At 63.0% G+C, this 20,489-nt stretch carries 22 protein-coding genes and 1 tRNA gene; 11 read left to right on the top strand and 12 right to left on the bottom strand.

Annotation, left to right across the window (positions count from 1 at the left end):
* Positions 1 to 62: 62 nt before the first annotated feature.
* The 3 genes from ACN9M3_RS04410 to ACN9M3_RS04400 all read left to right on the top strand — a co-directional run bounded on the left by ACN9M3_RS04410 (position 63) and on the right by ACN9M3_RS04400 (position 5,339).
* Positions 63 to 602 carry a DinB family protein gene (locus ACN9M3_RS04410; protein WP_426167869.1) on the top strand — a complete coding sequence of 180 codons (540 nt, stop codon included), beginning with the start codon at positions 63 to 65 and terminating at the stop codon, positions 600 to 602.
* Positions 603 to 714: 112 nt separating this feature from the next.
* Positions 715 to 3,951, top strand: coding sequence for a DUF2339 domain-containing protein (locus ACN9M3_RS04405; protein WP_426320768.1), 3,237 nt, complete (start codon positions 715 to 717; stop codon positions 3,949 to 3,951).
* Complete coding sequence (locus tag ACN9M3_RS04400; RefSeq protein ID WP_426320766.1) at positions 3,948 to 5,339, top strand: DUF3999 family protein; 1,392 nt, start codon at positions 3,948 to 3,950, stop codon at positions 5,337 to 5,339. The genes ACN9M3_RS04405 and ACN9M3_RS04400 overlap by 4 nt, the downstream gene beginning before the upstream one ends.
* Here the strand turns inward: ACN9M3_RS04400 and pth are convergent.
* The 3 genes from pth to ACN9M3_RS04385 form a co-directional block, all read right to left on the bottom strand.
* On the bottom strand, positions 5,336 to 5,920 hold the full coding sequence (pth, locus tag ACN9M3_RS04395; protein WP_426167863.1) for an aminoacyl-tRNA hydrolase: 585 nt from the start codon (positions 5,918 to 5,920) through the stop codon (positions 5,336 to 5,338). The genes ACN9M3_RS04400 and pth overlap by 4 nt on opposite strands.
* Positions 5,921 to 5,965: 45 nt before the next feature.
* Positions 5,966 to 6,355 (bottom strand): hypothetical protein, encoded by a 390-nt coding sequence (locus ACN9M3_RS04390; RefSeq protein ID WP_426167861.1) that lies wholly within the window; start codon positions 6,353 to 6,355, stop codon positions 5,966 to 5,968.
* 84 nt (positions 6,356 to 6,439) lie between these two features.
* Positions 6,440 to 6,904 (bottom strand): YybH family protein, encoded by a 465-nt coding sequence (locus ACN9M3_RS04385; protein WP_426320763.1) that lies wholly within the window; start codon positions 6,902 to 6,904, stop codon positions 6,440 to 6,442.
* Between the two features lie 113 nt (positions 6,905 to 7,017).
* Between ACN9M3_RS04385 and ACN9M3_RS04380 the strand changes: the two genes are divergently transcribed.
* The 5 genes from ACN9M3_RS04380 to ACN9M3_RS04360 are packed head-to-tail and all read left to right on the top strand — an operon-like array spanning position 7,018 to position 9,136.
* Entirely contained in the window at positions 7,018 to 7,287 is a 270-nt protein-coding gene (locus ACN9M3_RS04380) for a hypothetical protein (protein WP_426167857.1), read from the top strand.
* A 5-nt stretch (positions 7,288 to 7,292) separates the two neighbouring features.
* The gene (locus tag ACN9M3_RS04375; protein WP_426167855.1) at positions 7,293 to 7,595 is read left to right on the top strand and encodes an ArsR/SmtB family transcription factor; all 303 of its coding nucleotides are present in this window, start codon (positions 7,293 to 7,295) and stop codon (positions 7,593 to 7,595) included.
* 4 nt (positions 7,596 to 7,599) lie between these two features.
* Positions 7,600 to 7,857: a hypothetical protein gene (locus ACN9M3_RS04370; protein ID WP_426320761.1), complete on the top strand. Its 258-nt coding sequence runs from the start codon at positions 7,600 to 7,602 to the stop codon at positions 7,855 to 7,857.
* Positions 7,857 to 8,297 (top strand): hypothetical protein, encoded by a 441-nt coding sequence (locus ACN9M3_RS04365; RefSeq protein ID WP_426167851.1) that lies wholly within the window; start codon positions 7,857 to 7,859, stop codon positions 8,295 to 8,297. Before ACN9M3_RS04370 ends, ACN9M3_RS04365 begins: the two co-directional genes overlap by 1 nt.
* A gap of 2 nt (positions 8,298 to 8,299) precedes the next feature.
* Positions 8,300 to 9,136 carry an N-acetylmuramoyl-L-alanine amidase-like domain-containing protein gene (locus tag ACN9M3_RS04360; protein ID WP_426167849.1) on the top strand — a complete coding sequence of 279 codons (837 nt, stop codon included), beginning with the start codon at positions 8,300 to 8,302 and terminating at the stop codon, positions 9,134 to 9,136.
* Positions 9,137 to 9,202: 66 nt separating this feature from the next.
* Here ACN9M3_RS04360 and ACN9M3_RS04355 read toward each other — a convergent pair whose 3' ends face one another.
* From ACN9M3_RS04355 to ACN9M3_RS04330, 6 genes are all read right to left on the bottom strand, one after another.
* Complete coding sequence (locus tag ACN9M3_RS04355) at positions 9,203 to 9,796, bottom strand: 50S ribosomal protein L25/general stress protein Ctc (protein WP_426167847.1); 594 nt, start codon at positions 9,794 to 9,796, stop codon at positions 9,203 to 9,205.
* A 111-nt stretch (positions 9,797 to 9,907) separates the two neighbouring features.
* A complete protein-coding gene (locus tag ACN9M3_RS04350) occupies positions 9,908 to 10,858 on the bottom strand; it encodes a ribose-phosphate pyrophosphokinase (RefSeq protein ID WP_057264651.1) in 951 nt (316 codons plus the stop codon).
* 109 nt (positions 10,859 to 10,967) lie between these two features.
* A tRNA-Gln gene (locus ACN9M3_RS04345) sits at positions 10,968 to 11,044 on the bottom strand.
* A gap of 77 nt (positions 11,045 to 11,121) precedes the next feature.
* Complete coding sequence (gene ispE / locus ACN9M3_RS04340) at positions 11,122 to 12,000, bottom strand: 4-(cytidine 5'-diphospho)-2-C-methyl-D-erythritol kinase (RefSeq protein ID WP_426320758.1); 879 nt, start codon at positions 11,998 to 12,000, stop codon at positions 11,122 to 11,124.
* A gap of 2 nt (positions 12,001 to 12,002) precedes the next feature.
* Positions 12,003 to 12,596 carry a lipoprotein insertase outer membrane protein LolB gene (locus ACN9M3_RS04335; RefSeq protein WP_426320756.1) on the bottom strand — a complete coding sequence of 198 codons (594 nt, stop codon included), beginning with the start codon at positions 12,594 to 12,596 and terminating at the stop codon, positions 12,003 to 12,005.
* On the bottom strand, positions 12,596 to 14,374 hold the full coding sequence (locus ACN9M3_RS04330) for a tetratricopeptide repeat protein (RefSeq protein ID WP_426320754.1): 1,779 nt from the start codon (positions 14,372 to 14,374) through the stop codon (positions 12,596 to 12,598). The genes ACN9M3_RS04335 and ACN9M3_RS04330 overlap by 1 nt, the downstream gene beginning before the upstream one ends.
* Positions 14,375 to 14,437: 63 nt before the next feature.
* On the opposite strand from ACN9M3_RS04330, the gene mutM reads away from it, so the two are divergent.
* The 3 genes from mutM to mutY are packed head-to-tail and all read left to right on the top strand — an operon-like array spanning position 14,438 to position 18,314.
* Positions 14,438 to 15,271, top strand: a complete 834-nt coding sequence (mutM, locus tag ACN9M3_RS04325) for a bifunctional DNA-formamidopyrimidine glycosylase/DNA-(apurinic or apyrimidinic site) lyase (RefSeq protein WP_426167839.1) — start codon at positions 14,438 to 14,440, stop codon at positions 15,269 to 15,271.
* A gap of 10 nt (positions 15,272 to 15,281) precedes the next feature.
* Complete coding sequence (locus ACN9M3_RS04320) at positions 15,282 to 17,210, top strand: dynamin family protein (protein WP_426167837.1); 1,929 nt, start codon at positions 15,282 to 15,284, stop codon at positions 17,208 to 17,210.
* The gene (gene mutY / locus ACN9M3_RS04315) at positions 17,211 to 18,314 is read left to right on the top strand and encodes an A/G-specific adenine glycosylase (RefSeq protein WP_426320751.1); all 1,104 of its coding nucleotides are present in this window, start codon (positions 17,211 to 17,213) and stop codon (positions 18,312 to 18,314) included.
* 6 nt (positions 18,315 to 18,320) lie between these two features.
* Here mutY and ACN9M3_RS04310 read toward each other — a convergent pair whose 3' ends face one another.
* The 3 genes from ACN9M3_RS04310 to ACN9M3_RS04300 all read right to left on the bottom strand — a co-directional run bounded on the left by ACN9M3_RS04310 (position 18,321) and on the right by ACN9M3_RS04300 (position 20,489).
* Positions 18,321 to 18,578 (bottom strand): hypothetical protein, encoded by a 258-nt coding sequence (locus ACN9M3_RS04310; RefSeq protein WP_426320749.1) that lies wholly within the window; start codon positions 18,576 to 18,578, stop codon positions 18,321 to 18,323.
* An 85-nt stretch (positions 18,579 to 18,663) separates the two neighbouring features.
* Positions 18,664 to 19,299 carry a TMEM175 family protein gene (locus ACN9M3_RS04305; protein ID WP_426320747.1) on the bottom strand — a complete coding sequence of 212 codons (636 nt, stop codon included), beginning with the start codon at positions 19,297 to 19,299 and terminating at the stop codon, positions 18,664 to 18,666.
* A gap of 59 nt (positions 19,300 to 19,358) precedes the next feature.
* On the bottom strand, positions 19,359 to 20,489 hold the full coding sequence (locus tag ACN9M3_RS04300) for a deoxyguanosinetriphosphate triphosphohydrolase (RefSeq protein ID WP_426167829.1): 1,131 nt from the start codon (positions 20,487 to 20,489) through the stop codon (positions 19,359 to 19,361).

Genomic DNA, 20,489 nt, shown 5'->3' with positions numbered 1-20,489 from the left:
TTTAAATGATATTGTTCTGCTACGGAATTTTCCGCAAATAGACCGAGATTGTACCCCAGAACATGTCCAGAACCGCCCATATCGCCCTGCTGGCCCGCTACAACGAGTGGATGAACAACAAGCTGTACGAAGCGGCGGCGGCCTTGCCGGCGGAGGAATTGACGGCAGACCGCGGCGCGTTCTTTGGTTCCCTGCTGGCGACCCTGAACCACATCGCCGTGGCAGACACCATCTGGCTGAAACGCATCGGCGTCCATCCGCGCTTTGCCGCCGCACTTGCGCCTGTGTTGGCCTTGCCGGCGCCGATCGCGCTGGATCAGCCGCTCTTCGATTCCCTGGCCGCCCTGCGCGAGCACCGGGCCTGGCTTGACCGCCTGATCCTTGACTGGAGCGCCGGCCTGACGGAGGCGGACCTGGACGCCGTCATCAGCTATCGCCGCATGAACGGCGAAGCCAACCAGCGGCAACTCGGGCTATTGCTGCTGCATTTCTTCAATCACCAAACCCATCATCGCGGCCAGGCCAGCACCCTGCTGTCCCAGGCCGGCGTTGACGTGGGTGCGACGGACCTGCTGTTGCTGGTTCCTGAGGCGGAGGCTTGAGCAGGATCAGATCCTGATACGCCTCTGGGCAATCGGCGATACGGGTATCGCTGGCGCTTGTAATATTGTTACCAATGGAAAATAATGCCATTAGTACAATATAGGAGCATTCATGGATTTGCTGTGGTTTATCGTGCTGGCGCTTGTGTCGCGCTGGGCCTGGCTCGCGCGCCGCGATGCCCGACAGGCACGCGAGCATGCCCTCGAGTTGCAGCGCGACCTTGCTGCGTTGGAAATCGCCCTTGCCAGCCTCCAGCAACGCACCGCTGCCCAGCAAGCAGGCGTCGCGCCGGAACCGCCAGCTGCAGCGGCGCCTTCCGTCGCGCCATCCCGGCCGGCCGAGCGCGAGCCGCTGCCAGCGCGTACCGCCGTGCTCCCAGGGCAAGCGCAGCAGCCAACGCCAGCGCCGGCACTGGCCGTCACACCTGCGGCGCCAATTGAGCAAGCCGCCACGCCCGAACCTCTGGCCGAGATAGCCGGCGCTGCATCGCCCACCGCAAATGCCGAGCCACCTGCCGCGCCGCGTCCAGAACCTGCTGCCAAGGCAAGCAGGGCCGAACAAGCCCCGGCTCCCGCGCGCCCACACCGGCCGCCAAGCGAGCCGCCAGCCTGGTTGACCGCCGCCCGGAACTGGCTGTTCGAAGGCAACCTGGTGGCGAAGATCGGCCTTCTCATCCTTTTCATCGGCGTCAGCTTCCTGCTGAAATATGCTGCCGCCCGCGTCACTGTGCCGATCGAACTGCGCCTGGCCGGCATCGTGCTCGCCGACCTGGCCGCGCTGGCATGGGCCTGGCGCATCCGCAACAGCAACAAAGGCGTCAGCCTGCCGCTGCAGGGCACCTGCATGGCGGTGCTGATGCTGGTGGTGTTTGGCGCCTTCCGCATCTACCACCTGATCCCGGGCGGCATGGCCTTCGTCATGCTGTTCCTGCTGACGCTTGGCACTTGCCTGCTGGCGGTGCTGCAAAACGCGCAATGGCTGGCCATCTTCGGCATTACCGGCGGCTTCGCGGCGCCGATCCTGGCGTCCACCGGCCAGGGCAGCCACGTCGGCCTGTTCAGCTATTACGCCCTGCTTAACGCCGGGGTGCTGGCGATCGCCCTCAAGCGCTCCTGGCGCGCACTGAACCTGCTCGGCTTCGCGTTCACTTTTGCCATTGGCACCGCCTGGGGCGTGCTGCGCTATGAGCCGCAGTTCTACCTGTCGGTGCAAGGCTTCCTGGCACTGTTCTTCCTGTACTACGTCGGCATCGCCGTCGCCTACGCCCACCTCGAGGCGCCCAAGCTGAAAGGCTATGTCGACGGCACGCTGGTCTTCGGCACGCCGATGCTCGCCGCCAGCCTGCAATTCGGCCTGGTCAAGGGCTTCGAATTCGGCATGGCCTATTCCGCCCTAGTACTTGGCCTGTTCTACGCCGCGCTGGCAATCTCGCTGGCGCGCCGCCGCGCCACCTACGGCCTGCTGGTCGATGCCTTCACCGCACTGGCTGTGGTGTTCGGCACGCTCGCCATTCCGATGGCGCTCGACGGCCGCTGGACCTCTGCCGCCTGGGCGCTGGAAGGCGCCGGCATCGTCTGGATCGGCCTGCGCCAGCGCCAGCCGCTGGCCTGGGGCTTCGGCCTGCTGGTACAGCTGGGCGCCTGGGTCAGCTTCATCGGTTCGGTGTCCGGCCTGGATCCGGAGGCCGCCATGCATTCCAACCTGTGGCTGGGCTTCCTGCTGCTGGCGATCAGCGCCTGCATCATGGCCATGCGTTTCCGCAGCCATTCCGGCGAAGAGGGCCTGGGCCGCCTGCAACTGCTGGGGGCGCTGTTTCTCGCCGGCTCCGCTATCTGGCTGGTCGGCGGCGCCTGGACCGAAGTCATTCTTCGCACCAGCGGCAAACTACAGGCCAACCTGCTGGTTGCCAGTGCCCTTGGCGCAGCCGTCGTCATGGCCCTGATCGGACGCCGCCTGGCCTGGCCAATGGCACGCGGCCTGGCCCTGGGCATACAACTGCTGGCGGGCCTGGTGCTGGCCTTCCTGCTCGCCTTGAACTGGCACGTTGCACCGATGTCGCCGGACTTGTTCGCCACGCCTTTCCTGGGCAGCGTGATGCTGCTGGCCGGCGCCGTGTTCAGCGCCTGGACGCTGAAGCGCCACGGCTCGCAATACCCGCCTGCCTGGTCGAATGCGGTACTGGCGTATGCCGGCGTATGGTGGCTGCTGGTGATCGTGCCGACGATTGCCAACTGGCTGCTGGCCCATTATGAACTCGCCACCACCGGCGACTTTGAGCCGCATAGCCCGTTGCGTGCCAGCGCCTACAACCTGGTGGTCGTCGCTACTACGCCGCTGTTCGTCAAGCTGGCGCAACGCCTGTCCTGGCCAGCCCTGCGCGCCGCAGTGCTGCCGGCATGGCTGCTGTTCGGCATGACTACGCTGGGCATGCTTGGCGCGCTGTATAGCAGCATCACGGTGCCCGCCGGCGAGGTATGGTTTGCCTACGCCGCCCTGTGGCTGCTCTCCGAATGGCTGATGCGTGGCGCAACGCTGGGCAAGGCGCCGCAAGTGGTCCTGCACACGCTGCGCAGCACCGGTCCCTGGCTGATGATCTGGCCGGTTGGCGCCTACTGGATTTCGCGCGGGCTGGAAGGCAGCGGCGCCGATCCGGCCTGGGCCAACTTCCTGCCGGCCTGGCTGATGATGGGCGGCCTGGCCTGGGTCATGCGCCGCGTGCGTGCCAACGGCTGGCCCGTGAAACCGGTAGCGGAGTGGTACCGCGACGTGTTGCTGCCGCTGGGCTGCGGCTGGTCGCTGCTGCTGGTGGCAGTCTGGAACCTGGGCCAGGATGGCGCAATGGCGCCGCTGCCCTACGTCCCGCTGGCAAATCCGCTTGACCTGACCAGCATCTTTGCGCTGCTGCTGTCGCTTGCCGCCTACCGCATGCTGCAGGACAAGCTCTCGCCCTACCGTCCACAGCTGCTGGCCGGCGCAGCATTGGTCGCCTACGCGTGGTTCAACCTCGCGCTGCTGCGCACCGTGTCGCACTACGTCGGCGTACCGTACCAGTTCGATCACTTGTTTGCATCGCAGTTCGTGCAAGCCATGCTCTCGCTGGTCTGGAGCGTGACCGCGCTGCTGTTGATGCGCTTCGCGGCCCGCAGGCAGGACCGGAAATTGTGGATCGCCGGCGCAGTACTGCTTGGTGTCGTGGTCGCCAAGTTGTTCCTGGTGGACCTGTCCAACGTCGGCGGCGTGGAGCGCATCGTATCCTTCCTCGGCGTTGGCGCGCTGATGGTCGGCATCGGTTACCTTGCCCCCTATCCGTCCGCGCGCGGCGGCGAAAATGAAAAGGAAGCAGCATGAACGCGTTGCTTTTGGCAGCTGCTGTCGCCACCACTGCGGTAAGCGATCTGCCGCAGGATTACACCCACCTCATTCCGCTATCGGTGAATGGCAAGCCAAGCGTGGTGCAATTGCAGTTGCCGCGCGATGCCTACCTGAATGCGCGCTCGCCGTCGCTCAACGATTTGCGCGTGTTCGATGCGCATGGCACGCCGCAACCATTTGCCCTGCGCCAGCCGGATGCGGCGCCAACCATCAGCCACCGGGCCCTTCCGGTGCGTATCTTCCCACTGATGGCGGAACGTTCCGACGCCCCGCTGGCAGGACTGGAAGTCAGCACTGCAAGCGATGGCCGCGTGCTCTCCGTCCGCCTGCCCACGCAACAGGGCGCCGCGCCGGCCGGCCGCACGCAGGAACGCCTGGCGGGACTGGTGCTCGACCTGCGGCAGGACGGCATGCAGCAAGCGCCTACCGTCGACGCGCTGCATTTCGCACTGCCGCCGGGCCGCAACACCTATACCGGCCAGGTATGGCTGGAAGCCAGCGACGACCTGAAACACTGGGATGCTATCGGCGTGGCGGAGTTGAGCTGGCTGGCCAATGCCAGCGCTGAAACACTTGCCAACGACAAGCTGGAATTCCCGGCCCGCCAGATGCGCTATGCGCGCCTCAGCTGGCGCAGCGGCGAGCCGCTCCCCTTCGCCAGCATCAGCGCCCAGTCGCCGGTTCAGGGGCCGGCTGCAGCGCCGCTCGAATCCTTGCTGCTGCAGCCGCAACCGGGCCGCGACCCGCGCGACCTGCAATACAGCAAACCGGCAGGCGTCACCGCTCGACGCGTCGGGCTGCAGATCGACAGCGGCAATATGGTGTTGCCCGCGATGCTGGGCAACTACGTCGAAGTACGTCGCACCGGCCAGTTCCGTTTCGAGCCGGCCCTGCACACCACGTTCTACCGCCTGGAGAAGGATGGCAAATCACGGCTCTCGGACGACATCGCGGTTCCGGCCTGGCTTGGCGACCGTTGGGTGCTGCGCTTCGACCAGCCACCGACGGTCAAACCCGCGCTGCGCGTAAGCTGGGTGCCGGCCACATTGGTATTCGTTGCCGGCGGCACCCCGCCCTATAAGCTGGCTGTGGGGCGCGACAAAGCCGCGCCGGCGAAGCGCGATATCAGGGAGGTGGCGCCCGGCTTTACCGAGGCAGAATTGCGCACGCTGGATCACGCTACGGCTGGCGCAGCGCAAGAGCAGCTTGAAGCGCTGGCCAACGCAGCCAAGCAGGCAAGCGCCGACAACAGCGCCGCCCAGAACCGTTTGATGATCCTGTGGGGCGTGCTGGTGCTGGGCGTGGCGCTTGTGGCGGGCATGGTGTGGCGCCTGATGCGGCAGGCCGGCGCCGGCTCCACTTAATTGGTATGCAGCTCCATCGTCGCCTTGGTGAAGTCGCCGGCGACGGCGGTGGGGATGATGCGCAGCGCTTTTTCGATCGCTTCTTCGATCAGCAATTGCTCTTCGCGGCGCGGGCGGTGCAGCACGAAATCGGCCACCGGCTGGTTCAGGTTCAGCGTGCGCGGATGGCCGATGCCGATGCGCAGGCGCCAATAGTCCTGGGTGCCCAGGGCGGATGTGATGTCCTTCAGGCCATTGTGGCCGCCGGACGAACCGCCCTTTTTCAGCTTGGCGGCGCCCGGCGGCAAGTCCAGTTCATCGTGCACTACCAGCACTTCGTCCGGTTGGATCTTGTAGAAGCGCGCAATGGCGCCGACCGACTGGCCGGAGCGGTTCATGTAGGTTTGCGGCTCCAGCAGCCACAGTTGGTTGCCGCCGATGATGGTCTTGGCCACCATGGCATTGAAGCCTGATTCGCGCTGCAGGCGCGCATTCGGCAGCGAGTTTGCGAGGTTGTCCACCAGCCAGAAGCCGGCGTTGTGGCGGGTTTGTTCGTATTCGGCGCCGGGATTGCCGAGGCCAACGATCAGGCGGATGGGCATGGTCTTGCGGTTGCGAGTGCAAAACCGCAGATTATACCCTTGCCCTCAACCGAGTAGTCCGCGCGCCAGCAAGGCAAGTTCGCCTATCAGTATCATGGCCATCATGCCGAATCCCCAGCGGCTGATACGGTCTACGTGATCGCGCAGGGCATCGATCTGGGCCTGCAGCGGTGCCACGGCCTTGGCAATCTCATCCCTTGTGTAAAGCTGCATTTCGAGACGAAGCTTCACGAAGCCGTCGTCAATGTATTGGCGCATGCCGGTGAACTGTGCGTCTGTGGAGGCCTGCATGCTGGCGAACTGTGCATCGAAGGAGGCCTGCATGCTGGCGAACCGCGCATCCATGTGCTGTCGCAGCAAGGCCAGTTCGCAATTGACGGCATCCAAGGCTTTCTCCTGTGCGGCAGTCCGGTCATCCGGGGTCAACTGTTCCATGGCGGCCTCCCGCTGTCGGCAAGCCACCATTGTTTGCCATTCTCGCGCTTTGTGCCTTGAACTGGCGCACAAGAAAGAGCGGAACTATTTCGGCGCTGCGCTGTCAGCGTTCCAGGTATCGCGCCAATACATCCACTTGCCGTTGACCTTCTTGTCCACCGACAGATACTTGCCGGTCTCGACCACCTTGCCGTCCTTGTCTTTCACCATATAGGTGCCGGACGACCAGCCCAGGTTGCCGCTTGCGCCGCTGTCCGATTTCTCGCCAAAGCTGAACACCATGCCGGACTTGCCGGCGCCCTGCGCCTCCTTCAGCAGGAATTCGCTGATGGCCGCACGGCCGGTGACTGCTGGCGCACCTGGCGGCATCAGTACCGCGTTTTCGTCGTACAGCTTGGCCAGTCCATCGCCGTCGGCTGCCGCGAAGGCTTTCAGCCAGGCCTGGTCGACCGCCTTGATCGCCGCACCATCCGCCTTGGCGTCGGCCGCCAACGCTGGCACAGCACATACGGCTACCAGCACCATAACCCCTGCAAGTTGCGCTTTCATTGGATCGTCCTCCCGTGGTGAAAAGTCATTTCAGCATAGAACACTTGACAACAGATTCCACCTGTAAGATATTTATTACACGTGTCTTTAATTTAAAACAGAAAGGACGTGCCATGAAATACCTGACTACCCTCATGTTTGCCGCAGTCCTGGCCGCCCCCGCCTTGGCCGCTGACGCGCCAATGACGGACAAGGAGCGCATCGACCAGCTGCTTGAACAAAACAGGATGCTGATCGCCCAGAACACCCTGCTGGCCGAACAATGCGAACGTCCCAAAACCAAGGAAGAAAGCTTCGCCCAATGCATGCAAGCAGCGCGTGGCGAAAAAGGGGCGATGGCGACCGAATCGGTCAGCGCCAACTGCCGCCTGCTGTTGAAGTGAGTGGAATGCAAAAGCTATTGCCAGTGCTGGAAGCGCTTGCCAATCCGCACCGCTTGCGCATCATCGCTGCATTGAAAACGGACGGCCGCAACTACGTCAGCCAACTGGCCCGCGACGTAGGCATCAGCCGCCCGCTGCTGCACCTGCACCTTGCCAAGCTGGAGGCGGCTGGCCTTGTCACCAGCAAGCACGAGCTTTCCAGCGACGGCAAGGCGCTGAACTACTTTGAAGTAGCCGATTTTCGCCTGACGCTCGATCCCGCTGCGATCGCGGAAGCTGCCAAACATCTCAACCTGGAAGGGGAATGACCGTATGTCCGAGCATATTTACCTGTTGACCCTGGGCCTGCCGTTGGCAACTGTACTGATTGTCTTTGGCATGAAGTACTGGTCCGCCGCGCACAAGGCGCACGCCGAAGCGGCCAACGCCGAGGCTTACCACGCACTGGCCGCGAAAGCAGCAGCCAGCCAGGCGGAAAACGCCGCCGCGCTGGCCGCCATGCAGGCCACGCTGGCCAACATGAACGGCCGTCTGGCCGAAGTCGAAACCATGCTGAAAGAGGTGGGCTGATGCTGGCCCGCCTGTGGCAGCGCGATGCGCGGCATGAAGGCGTCATGCGCATCAACATCTACCTGCTGCGCCTGCTCTATGCGCTGATGTTCTTCATGCTGGGCCAAACCACCTGGACTGAAATCCTGACCCACCAGGGCCCGTGGGAGCCGAACAAGGCTGTGGCATGGACCGTATGGACGGCTTTTGCCACGCTGGCAGGCCTTGGCTTGCTGCGCCCGGTGAAGATGCTGCCGATTATCCTGCTCGAGATCCTCTACAAGGTGATGTGGCTGGCCATCGTCGCCTACCCGCTCTGGTCGCGCGGCGAACTGGCCGGCTCGCCGGCGGAAAGTACCACCTATGCTTTCCTGGGCGTGCTGCTGGCCATTATTGCCGTACCCTGGGGCTATATCGCCAAGTCTTACTTCACCTGGCCCTCGAAAACCAAACCAGCCTGAACATGCCTTTCCTTGCCAGTGTCATGCTCGCCGCCGCGCTCACCGCGGCGGCGGAACCGAAACAGATTTACCAGATGTCGCCGCAGGAAGCGGGCGCCTTCATCGCCGAGGTGCGGCGTGCCGAACCCGACCTGCGCAAGCGCATCGCTACCGTCGGCCGGCGCAATATCGGCCAGCCGTACAAGCTGAACCTGCTGGGTGAATTCCCTTACGAGCTGCACGACACGCTGCCGATGTACAGCCTGTCCGCCAGCGATTGCCTGGTTTTCGCCGAGCACACCTATGCGATGGCGCTCAGCTCCTCGTGGGAGGAGTTCTTCTGGACGCTGCAGCGCATTCGATACAAGGACGGCGTGATCGGCGTAGCCAGCCGCAACCACTACATGGAAGTGGACTGGAACATCAACAACCACTGGCTGCTCTCAGATGCAAGCAGCGGCGCCAGCTATGCCATGCGCGTCGATCGTGCGCAGTTCCTCAAGGTCCAGCACCATGTACAGCGCGACATTCCAGTGCAGGACACGCAGGAAAGCTACCTGCCGGTTGAGCGCGCGCTGCGGGAGTTCGGTACGCTGGGCGAAGGCGATATGGTGGAAGTAGTATCTGTGCGCAAGGGCCAGCACATGGTGACCCACGTTGGCCTGGTGGTGCTTGATGCACAGGGAGCACGCCACTTCCTGCATTCTTCGGCGCCGGAAGTGCGCGAAGAACCGTTCGAAGCCTTTATCGCACGCACCCAGGCACGTGCCAACAATGGCCTGGCCGGCTTCAAGTTCATGCGCCTGAACGAGGCCATCGTGGTGCCGCCCTCGGCGCCCCAGCCGCGTCCCGGCGCGTAAGCAATAAAAAAGGGGACGTACCCCTTTAAAGGGTACGTCCCCTTTTTTTATTGCGGCGAAAGAGGATTACTCTTTAGCAGCAGCGGCTTCAGCAGCAACAGCGCCGGCTGGCACGGATGCGGTAGCGATGGTGGCATCGGAACCGTGGGTCACGATGGTCACGCCCTTCGGCAGGGTCAGCTGGGAAGCGTGGATCGACTGGCCGACATCCATCTTCGACAGGTCAACGGTCAGGAACTCTGGCAGGTCAGCTGGCAGGCAGGAGATTTCGATCTCGTTGGCCACGTGGCTGATGGTCGCTGCGTGCAGTTTCACAGCTGGGGACACGTCAGCGTTTTCGAAGTGCAGGGCAACTTTCACGTGCAGTGGCTTGTTGGCGTCAACGCGCTGGAAGTCAGCGTGCAGAACCAGTTGCTTGAACGCGTGCATCTGGAAGTCGCGCAGCAGCACTTTTTCCACTTTGCCGTCGATTTCCATGTCCAGGATGGACGAGTGGAAAGCTTCTTTTTTCAGCGCGTGGAACAGTGCGTTGTGGTCCAGGGCGATGGTCACAGGGGCTTCGGTGCCACCGTAGATGATGCCAGGGGTCTGGCCGGAATTACGCAGGCGGCGGCTCGCACCCGTACCTTGCAGATCACGTTTGAATGCTACAACTTTCATGGAATACTCCAAAAAATAAAACAAGGCTCGCGCCTTGTCGATAAACGAAGTGCCCCGCGACCAGGGCACTTCAAGAAATCGGCCGCGGCTTGCGCCACGGCCGGAAAAACTTTAGTCGACGAACAGGGAGATCACCGAGTCGCCCTTGATGATGCGCTTGAAGGTCTCAGCCAGCAGCGGTGCGCAGGTCAGTTGGCGGATCTTGCCGCAAGCCTTGGCAGCTTCGGACAGCGGGATGGTGTCAGTCACCACCAGCTCGTCCAGCGAAGAGCCGGAGATACGGTCGATTGCCGGACCGGACAGCACCGGGTGCGTGCAGTAAGCGGTTACTTTCTTGGCGCCGCGCTCTTTCAGCACTTCGGCAGCCTTGACCAGGGTACCTGCGGTGTCGACCATGTCGTCCATGATCACGCAGTTACGGCCTTCCACGTCGCCGATGATGTTCATCACTTCGGAAACGTTGGCTTTTGGACGACGCTTGTCGATGATGGCCAGGTCGCAGCCGAGGCGCTTGGCCAGGGCACGGGCACGCACCACACCGCCGACGTCAGGCGACACGACCAGCAGGTCTTGCTCGGCCTTTTTCTGCAGGTCGCCCAGCAGGATTGGCGAAGCGTAAATATTGTCAACCGGGATATCGAAGAAGCCCTGGATCTGGTCTGCGTGCAGGTCCATGATCAGGACGCGCTCGACGCCGGCTTCTTCCAGCATATTGGCAACCACTTTTGCCGAAATGGCCACACGGGCGGAGCGCGGACGGCGATCCTGGCGGGCATAGCCGAAGTAAGGAATTGCAGCGGTGATTCGGCCAGCGGACGCACGTTTCAGGGCATCGACCATCAGGATCAGTTCCATCAGGTTGTCGTTGGTCGGTGCGCAGGTCGATTGCAGCACGAACACGTCTTTACCGCGGACGTTTTCGTTGATTTCGACCATGACTTCGCCGTCCGAGAACTTCGATACGACTGCTTTGCCGAGTGGGATGCCGAGATTTTTTGCGACCCCTTCTGCTAAGGCTGGATTAGCGTTGCCGGTAAAAACCATCAGGTTTTCGTAAGCCATTGGGAGTCCCGAGAGGTAGTGTTGAATTCTTGAGGCACTCCTGCGATACAGGAGCTTTTGTCTTAACCCTGGCTGGAGACTGCTGCCTCGACAGACCCAGGGAAAACGGTGGCAGGGGAACAAGGATTCGAACCTTGGTATGCCGGAATCAAAATCCGGTGCCTTAACCAGCTTGGCGATTCCCCTACTCTCAACTGACTGTCTTCCGTCAGTAGGCCGACATTATATAGCCTATTTCACGAAAAACCAAATCTTTTTACGCTTCACAACTTTGCGATGATCGGATGCTGTTTCAGTGCCCTCGCTTTCCATCCGGTCCAGGCGGCTGGCACTTTCGCAAGCACCGCATCGGCCTGTTCTTCGCTATGGAGGGCGACGAACACACAAGCTCCGGAGCCAGTCATCCTGGCGTCGCCGGCAGCGCCCAGCCATTCTACCGCTTCTGCTACCTGCGGGAATAAGCGGCACGCCACTTGTTGCAAATCGTTCTTCCCGAACTGCCGCAGATCTTGTCGATTTGCATGGTAGCTGGAAAAGTCCGACATCTTAACGGGCGGCGTATCCCTTGTCAAATGCTCGGAGGTAAAAATTTGCGCCGTCGGACAGGCCACGCCGGGCTCGATGACAACATACCAACAGTCAGGCGCATCAACCGCCTGCAGTTCTTCGCCAACGCCTTCGGCAAAGCCGGTCTGGCCAAAGATAAAGAAAGGCACGTCGGCGCCCAGCGGCAAGGCCAGCGCCATCAGCTCTTCGCGCTGCAGTCCTGCAGCCCACAGCTTGTTCAGCGCCATGAAAGTGGTGGCCGCATCGGACGAGCCGCCGCCCAGTCCGCCGCCCATGGGCAGGATCTTGTCGACCGTGATATTCACGCCTGGCGGCATGGCGCCGGTGCGGCGCAAGACTTCGGCCTGCAGGATGCGGGCAGCGCGGATCACCAGGTCCTGCTCGACGGGCACGCCGGGGATATCGTTGGAGCGATGCAGTTCAGCATCGTCGCGCAGAGAGAAATGCAGGGTATCGCAGCGATCGATGATCTGGAATACCGATTGCAGCAGATGGTAGCCATCGGCGCGGCGGCCATTCACGTGCAGGAACAGGTTCAGCTTGGCCGGAGCCGGGCAGTTCAACAGGCTTTTCATGTTTATTCGGAGATGACGATCCGCAAGGCCATTTGCTGCACATCGCCTCCGCCCGGGTGCTCGGCGTCGATCAGTTTCGGGCGCGGCGGGGAGCTGTCGGGCTGCCAATCCGTATATTGCAGGTGCCAGCCTTCACGCGTGGTCACTTCGCTGTTGGCCGGGCTGGCCGACCATGGCTTGCCGTCGGCAGCGGTGGCGTGGCCCTGCAGCCAGCCGCGCAGGCCTGCTACCGGCAACGCCCATCCCAGCGCACGCGCGCTCAGCGCGTCGATGCTTGGCGCCGTCAGCGGCGGCTTGTTGCCGCCCTGGCGCAACGTGGCGCCCTCCGGCGTCACGCTGATATTGGCCACCTTGCTGCCGAAGGGATCAAACAAGGCGACCTCGGTGCTCTGCGCGTCCTGCTTCCAGTCAAATTTGACGGTGGAGGACTCCGGGTTGCCGTTCTTGATATAGCGCACGTTCAGGCGCCCCGACACGGCCAGGCTGTCGGCGTAGGGCGCGACAACGGCAGCGGATGGCGGCGCAGTTGGCGTGGTGGCGCAGCCGCACAGGATGGCGGCCGCGCCGGTGATGGCGGCGAGTGTCTTGAAGCTCATTAAATTCCTGCGTTGAGGCGCGCCAGCGTGCTGCGCAGCGCGTCGTTTTTTGGATCCTTGTCGCGGGCCTCGCGCCACAGCTTGGCGGCGCCGGCCTTGTCGCCCTGCTTCCACAGCACTTCGCCCAGGTGCACGGCGATTTCTGCATCGCCACGCAGCGCATAGGCCTGGCGCAGCGATTGCTCTGCCTCTTTCAGCTTGCCCATGCGGAACAGCACCCAGCCCATGCTGTCCATGATGTAAGGGTCGCCCGGCGCCATCTTCAGCGCCTTGTCGATCAGCTCATACGCTTCGTCCAGGCGCACATTGCGGTCCGCCAGCGAATAGCCCAGCGCGTTATAGGCGTGGTGGTTGTCGGGCACCGACTCGATCACCTTGCGCAGCGCGGTTTCCATCGCCTCGACCTTGCCCAGCTTTTCCGCGGCCAGCGCGTAGTCGTACATCAGGTCGGGGCTGTTGGGGAAGCGCAGCACGCCATCCTGCAAAGTCTTGAAGGCTTCCACTGCGCGGCCCGAGTCGCGCAGCAACTGGCCTTCCGTTTGCAGGATCTGCACCTGCTCGGCCTGGTCGGCCGGGGCGATCTCTTTTAACTGTGCGCGCGCGCCGTCGACGTCGCCTTTGCGTGCCGTGAGATGAGCGCGTTTCAGGCGAGCCGGCAGGGCGGCGCGGGCATCTTCGCCGTCGATCTTGTCCAGCCATGCCAGCGCGCCATCGAGGTCGCCCTTTTCTTCGGCGATCTGGGCCAGCAGCATCAGCGCCTTGTTCGGGTCGCGCTCAGGATCGGGAGCCGCCTCCAGCACTTCCACATAGCGCTTGAAATAGCCCTCGGCCGCCTTGCTGTCCTGTCCCTGCAGCGCAATGATGCCGAGCGCATACAGGGTGCCCGGATTGTCAGGCTGTTCTTTCAGCAGCAGCAGGAACTGTTCGCGCGCCTGGTCGTACTGCTTCTGCTCCACCAGCAGGCGGGCATAGGCCGAACGCACTTCGCGCGCGGCCGGGTATTTCTGCAGGAACTCGGCGAACAGTTTTTGCGCGCCATCGAGGTCGCCCAGCATTTGCCCCATGGTCAGCGTGGCCAGTTCCGAGTCGGGCCTGATCGCCACGGCTTTCTTCGCTTCCTCGCGCGCCCGCTCGGCATCGCTGGCGGCGCTGGCGCCTTGCGCCAGCACCAGGTGGGCTTCCTGCGTATTCAGGTAGGGCTGCAGGACGCGCTCCATCAGCCCGAAGGCGGCAGCCTTGTCCTTTGCGCGCAGCAGGAATTGCTGCATCTGGAACATCAGCAGCGGGCGGCCCGTCGGCGGCGAAGCTTTCAGGCGCTGCGCGAACAGGGTTTCCGCCTCGCCCAGGTCGTCGCCCAGGACGGCAAAACCGAGGAAATACTGTGCGGCCTCGTCGGAATCGGGCGCGAGTTCGCGCCACAGGCGGATCGCTGCCAGCGCTTCATTGCCCTGCTTGGCCGACAGCGCCATTTCGGAAGCGCGGCGCGCCAGGCGCGGGTCGCGCGTCTGCTGTGCCAGCACCATCATGGTCACATAGGCGCTTTGCCACTGGCCGCGTTTGAAATCGAGTTCGGCCTTGGTCAGCTTGTAGAACAAATCGCTGGTCAGTTCGACGTTGGGCAGCTTTTCGTCGAGCCTGGCGGCCTTGGCAATGGCATCGGCAGCCGGCGTAGCCGGCGCCACGGGTGCTGCGGGCTCAGGCGCAGCCTGTTCCGGTGGCACGACTGCGCAGGCGGACACGAGGGCCGACAGGGTTACAATGGCGAATGCGTTTTTCAAAGGAAGATCCTGCAAATCGGGCTCAAGACTTGATTCTACGCCAACCTGCAAGAAACCACCCTCATGCCTGAATTACCAGAAGTAGAAGTCACCCGGCGCGGCGTCGCACCCCATCTCGAAGGCCGTATCGTGCGCGACGTGGTGCTGCGCCGCGAAGGCTTGCGCTGGCCCTTCCCGGACGACTTGCCGGCGCTGCTGGCCGGCCGCCGCATCGTCGCGACCGGCCGCCGCGGCAAGTACCTGCTGCTGCAATTCGAGCATGGCTCGCTGATCATCCACCTTGGCATGAGCGGCCACCTGCGCGTGCTGCCAACCGGCATTCCGCCGGAAAAACATGATCATTTCGACATGATGGTGGAAGGCGCCGATGGCAGGCAGGTGTTGCGCCTGACCGATCCGCGCCGTTTCGGCGCCGTGCTGTGGCACGCGGCGGAAGACGGCGCACTGGAAGAGCACCTGCTGCTGCGCGGCCTGGGCGTGGAGCCGCTGGGCCCGCTATTTACCGGCAAGCTGCTGTTCGAACAGACCCGTACCCGCGGCGCGGCCATCAAGCAAGTGCTGATGGCCGGCGACATCGTGGTCGGGGTGGGCAATATCTACTGCTCTGAAAGCCTGTTTCGCGCCGGGATCAACCCGAAAACCGCAGCCAACCGCATCAGTGCCGCCCGCTACGACCGCCTGGCGCAGGCCATCCGCGACGTGCTGGCTGAGGCAATTGTGCAAGGAGGCAGCACTTTGCGCGACTTTATCGGGGTAAATGGACAATCAGGGTATTTCCAACAGACATATTTCGTCTATGATCGTGCTGGTGTGCCCTGCCGTTGTTGCGGCGCGCCTGTGCGCCAGATCAAGCAGGGCCAAAGATCCACTTTTTATTGTGTAAATTGCCAGAAATAACGAGAAGCTAATGGTACGGGACCTGGAACAATACAGCCAATGGCGCCAAGGCGTCATGGGCGCCGTCGCAAACTACCGAGACTGGATCGTGCAGGCCGATCTGTCCGATGCCGCGACCGAACAGCGCCTGGCGCAAACGCTGTCCAAACTGGCCGACGACAAGCTGTCGGTGGCCTTTGTGGCGGAATTTTCGCGCGGCAAATCCGAACTGATCAATTCGATCTTCTTCGCCGATTTCGGCCAGCGCATCCTGCCGTCGGCAGCCGGCCGCACCACGATGTGCCCGACCGAGCTGATGTACGACCCGGCCTACCCTGCCTGCATCCGCCTGCTGCCGATCGAAACGCGCGCCGAAAACCTGTCGACCAGCGACTACCGCGACGAGCCGCATGCCTGGACCGTGCTGCCGCTGCAGCTCGATTCCGCGGAACAGATGCAGGAAGTGTTCAAGCAGGTCAGCCTGACCCGCCACGTGCCGGTGGAAGAAGCCAAGCGCTACGGCCTGTACGACGAGAACGATCCCGACATGGGCGCCACGCTGGACAACAATGGCCTGGTCGAGATTTCGCAGTGGCGCCACGCCATCATCAACTTCCCGCACCCGCTGCTGAAGCAGGGCCTGGTGATCCTCGATACGCCGGGCCTGAACGCCATCGGTACCGAACCGGAACTGACGCTGAACATGATCCCGCACGCGCACGCCGTGCTGTTCATCCTGGCCGCCGACACCGGCGTCACCAAGAGCGACATCGAAGTATGGCGCACCCACATCGGCAATGGCGCCGGGCGCATGGTGGTGCTGAACAAGATCGACTCCATGTGGGATCCGCTGCGTACCGAAGAAGAAATCGAAGCCGCCATCGCGCGCCAGCGCGAGCACGCAGCCCATATGCTGGGCCTTGACGCGCGCCAGGTATTCCCGGTCTCGGCGCAGAAAGCGCTGCTGGGCAAGATCACCGGCGACCATGACCTGGTGCACAAGAGCCGCATGAAGCAGCTGGAGAGCGCGCTGTTCAACGAACTGATCCCGGCCCGCAAGGACATCATCCGCCGTCGCCTGGGCGACGAACTGGCGGCACTGAGCGGCGCCCAGTACGCGGCGCTGTCGGCCAAGACGCGCGGCATCGTCGAGCAACTGCTGGAGCTGAAAGGCCTGCGCGGCAAGAACCAGTCGGTGATCGCGCACATGGCGCGCCGCGTCGAAGCCGAGAAAAAGGAATTCGACGAAAGCCTGTTCAAGCTGCAGGCCACGCGCGCGGTGTTCACCCGCTTGTCCACCGAGCTGTATTCCAGCCTGGGCATGGGCATCCTGCGCGACAACCTGATCAAGGCGCGTTCGGAAATGCAGAACAGCCGCTTCACCACCGGCCTGCGCGATGCCATCAAGGTGTACTTCGACAGCATCCACGCCAACCTGGATGAATCGGAGCGCAAGATCGAAGAGATCCGCAGCATGATGGAAACCATGTACAAGAAGTTCTCGACGGAGCACGGCCTGACCCTGCCGATGCCGATGGCCTTCTCGCTGGCCAAGTACCGCGATGAAATCAATGAAGCCCACGGCATCTACGAGAAGCAGTTCGGTACCGCCGTCATGCTGACCACTTCGCGCGTGGTGCTGATGGAGCGCTTCTTCGATTCGGTGGCATCGGCCGTCAAGCGCTGCTTCAAGGCCGCCAATGCCGATACCGATGCCTGGCTGAAGGTCATCATGGCGCCGCTGGAAGCGCAGATCCGCCAGCACAAGGAGCAGCTGAAGCACCGCCAGCAGTCGATCGCACGCATCCACGATGCGACCGATACGCTGGAGCAGAAGATCGAGGCCTTCGAAACCACCCAGGCCGAGCTGGAGGCGCAAAAGGCCAAGCTGGCCGCGCTGGCCGCCGCCATCAACGATGCGATCTCGGCCGAGCATGTAGTACTGGAGGCAGCGGCGTAATTGCAGTACGAAGACCCGAGCTTTTCTGCCACGCTGGTTGCGTGGCAGAAGAAACATGGCCGCCACGACCTGCCGTGGCAGAACACCCGCGATGCCTACCTGGTGTGGCTGTCCGAGATCATGCTGCAGCAGACGCAGGTTTCGGCAGTGCTGGGTTATTACGCGCGCTTCCTGCTGCGCTTCCCTACCCTCGCTTCGCTGGCCGCCGCTCCCGTTGAAGACGTGATGGCGCAGTGGGCCGGCCTTGGGTACTACACGCGCGCGCGCAACCTGCACAAGTGCGCGCAGCGCGTGGTGGCTGAATACGGCGGCGTATTTCCTGCCGATCCTGCCTTGCTGGCCGAATTGCCTGGCATCGGACGCTCCACCGCCGCCGCCATTGCCGCCTTCTCCGCCGGCCGCCGCGCCGCCATCATGGACGGCAATGTGAAGCGCGTATTCGCGCGCGTGTTCGGCATCGATACTTATCCCGGCGAACGCAAGACAGAAGAAGCCATGTGGGCACGCGCGGAAGCGCTGGCGCCGGCCGAGGACATCGAGGCCTACACGCAAGGCTTGATGGACATGGGAGCGACGCTGTGCACGCGCAGCAGCCCTTCCTGCGAACGCTGTCCCATGCAGCCGCGCTGCGTCGCCTTCGCCACCGGGCGCACGGCCGAACTGCCGGTGCGCAAGCCGAAGAAGGCCACGCCGGAGAAAGTGGCGCACATGCTGCTGCTGGTGGACCGCGGCCAGGTGCTGCTGGAACAGCGCCCGGCCGCCGGCATCTGGGGCGGCCTGCTGTCCCTGCCTGAACTGGCAGGCCACGCGGCCTTCGCCGCGCAGGACGCCGGGCCTGATGATTCAGCTGTCGCTGCCGCGGTGCAGCCGTTTGGCGTGATGGAATCGCTGGAACGCCTGCTGCCGGTAGTGCACGTCTTCACGCATTACAAGCTGCACATCCACCCGCTGCTGGTCAGCCTCTCAAGCCGCGCCGCCCTGGCCGGCGAAGGCCGCTATACCTGGCTTGATGCCGCCGTCCTGCCCGGCGCGGCCCTGCCCGCGCCCATCAAGAAGCTCGCGCTCGACCTGCTCGGCGAGCGCAGCCAGGCGCGCATGTTCTGACAGCAGTTATGACATGAACAGCTTGGCAACGCTCAATGCGGTTCCGATCACGCTGACGATACTTGCTGCCATCGCGCCGATCACCCATTTGATCAGGCGGGTCTCCATTTGCGCCATTTGCGTGCCCATGCGCGCCAGCTGCGTTTCCAGCTTCGCAAGGTCTTCTTTTGTCGCGTAGTTGGACATGATGACGGCGACGTTTTGCTCGAGTGCTGCAAAGCGTCGCTCATGTTCCAGGCCGGACTTTTCTTGTTCCTCGATCACCTACGCCTCCCAAGTCCCATCATCGTCCCTGGAAGCCGGTCTTTCAAGCAGGCCCAGGTGCGAATCGGCTTGAGCCAGCGCAAACTTAGCGCAGGCGGCGCGTCAGCAAGTTGCTCAAGGGGCGCGCGAGGAACAGCAGCAGGAAGGCCGAGTTGGCAATGCCGGCGACCTGGCCGGCCACCACGACGGTCACGATGGCGATGACGACCATGATGCCGGTGCGGGTGCATGCCGCAACATAGGTCGCCTTGTCCATCGGATGCGCGCACAACTCTGGATGGCGGTAAATGCGCGTGGCGACCAGCAGCGAGCCGATCGACATCAGGCACATCACTCCCGCATACACCGCTTGCGCCAGTTGCGACAGGTAGCGGCTGTTTACTGCGGAAGCGAAGGGCAGCAGGCTGGCGCCTGCCAGCAACAGGATGGTGTACCACAGCAAAGGCGTATCCACATGGCGCACATAGCTGAACAGGCGATGGTTGGCGGTCCAATAGAGCGCCAGTACCAGGAAACTCAACACCCAAGAGATGAAGGTCGGCGCCAATTCCTGCAAGACTCCCAGCAATTCGGCGCTGTTATGCGTAGTGGCGTGTTCCGGCAAACGCAATTCGATCACCAGCAGCGTCATGGTGACGGCGAAGATGCCGTCAACCAGGGCTTCGATGCGGTGCTTGCTGAGTTGTGGGGTGGTGGCAGTGGAGGCAGTGATGTCGGTCATGGTTCTTCTGGCAAGTTTAGCTTGCCAGAAGATTAACCTGTGACGTACACCGATGCAAGCTAGAGGTTTTCCAGCGAATAGATGCGGCGGTGCTCGGCGATGGCATAACGGTCGGTCATGCCGGCTATGTAGTCTGCCACGCGGCGCGCCTGTCCGGTCACATCGCCGCGCTCGGTGCGGTAATCGGGCGGCAGCAGCGACGGGTCGGCGGTGAACGCTTCATACAGCTCGCGCACCATGCGGCTGGCCTTCAGGCGCATGCGGTTGACCTTGTAGTGGCGGTACAGGTTCTCGTGCAGGAAGCGCTTGAGCTCCGTGGCATCCTTGCGCATCTGGTCGGAAAAGCGGATCAGCGGCGGCGCGGCGCGCACGTCTTCCATGCTTTGCGGATGGTGCGCGGCGATGCGCTCCTGCGAGGTGGCGATCAGGTTGTCGGCCAGGGCGGTGATCAGGCGGCGCAGCGTTTCGTAGATGGCGCGGCGGCCGGCCAGACCCGGGTGCGCATCCTGTACCTCGCGCCACAGGCGGCCGAAGAATTCCACTTCCTCCAGCTGCGCAATGGAGATCAGGCCGGAACGCAGGCCGTCATCGATATCGTGGCTGTTGTAGGCGATTTCGTCGGCCAGGTTGGTCAGCTGCGCTTCCAGCGAAGGCTGGGTCTTGTCGAGGAAGCGCTGGGCGACGTCGCCCAGCAGGCGGGCATGATTGACCGAGCAGTGCTTCAGGATGCCTTCGCGCGTTTCGAACATCAGGTTCAGGCCATCGAAAGCACCATACTGTTCCTCCAGCAGGTCGACCACGCGCAAGCTTTGCAGGTTGTGCTCGAAGCCGCCATGCTCCTTCATGCATTCGTGCAGCACGTCCTGCCCCACATGGCCGAACGGCGTGTGGCCAAGGTCGTGCGCCAGCGCGATGGCTTCCACCAGGTCTTCGTTCAGGCGCAGGTTGCGCGCCAGCGAACGGCCGATCTGGGCTACTTCCAGGCTGTGCGTCAGGCGGGTACGAAACAGGTCGCCCTCGTGGTTGAGGAAGACCTGGGTCTTGTATTCGAGCCGGCGGAAGGCGGTCGAATGGATGATGCGGTCGCGGTCGCGCTGGAACTGCGAACGCGAGGCATGCGGTGTTTCGGGAAAGCGGCGGCCGCGCCCCTTGTCCGAATGTGCTGCGTAGGGGGCGAGCGTCTCTTCCAT

The sequence above is a fragment of the Pseudoduganella sp. R-43 genome (assembly GCF_049913255.1).
In the GTDB taxonomy this organism is placed as follows: domain Bacteria; phylum Pseudomonadota; class Gammaproteobacteria; order Burkholderiales; family Burkholderiaceae_D; genus Rugamonas.
This window is presented reverse-complemented; position numbering and strand designations above follow the sequence as displayed.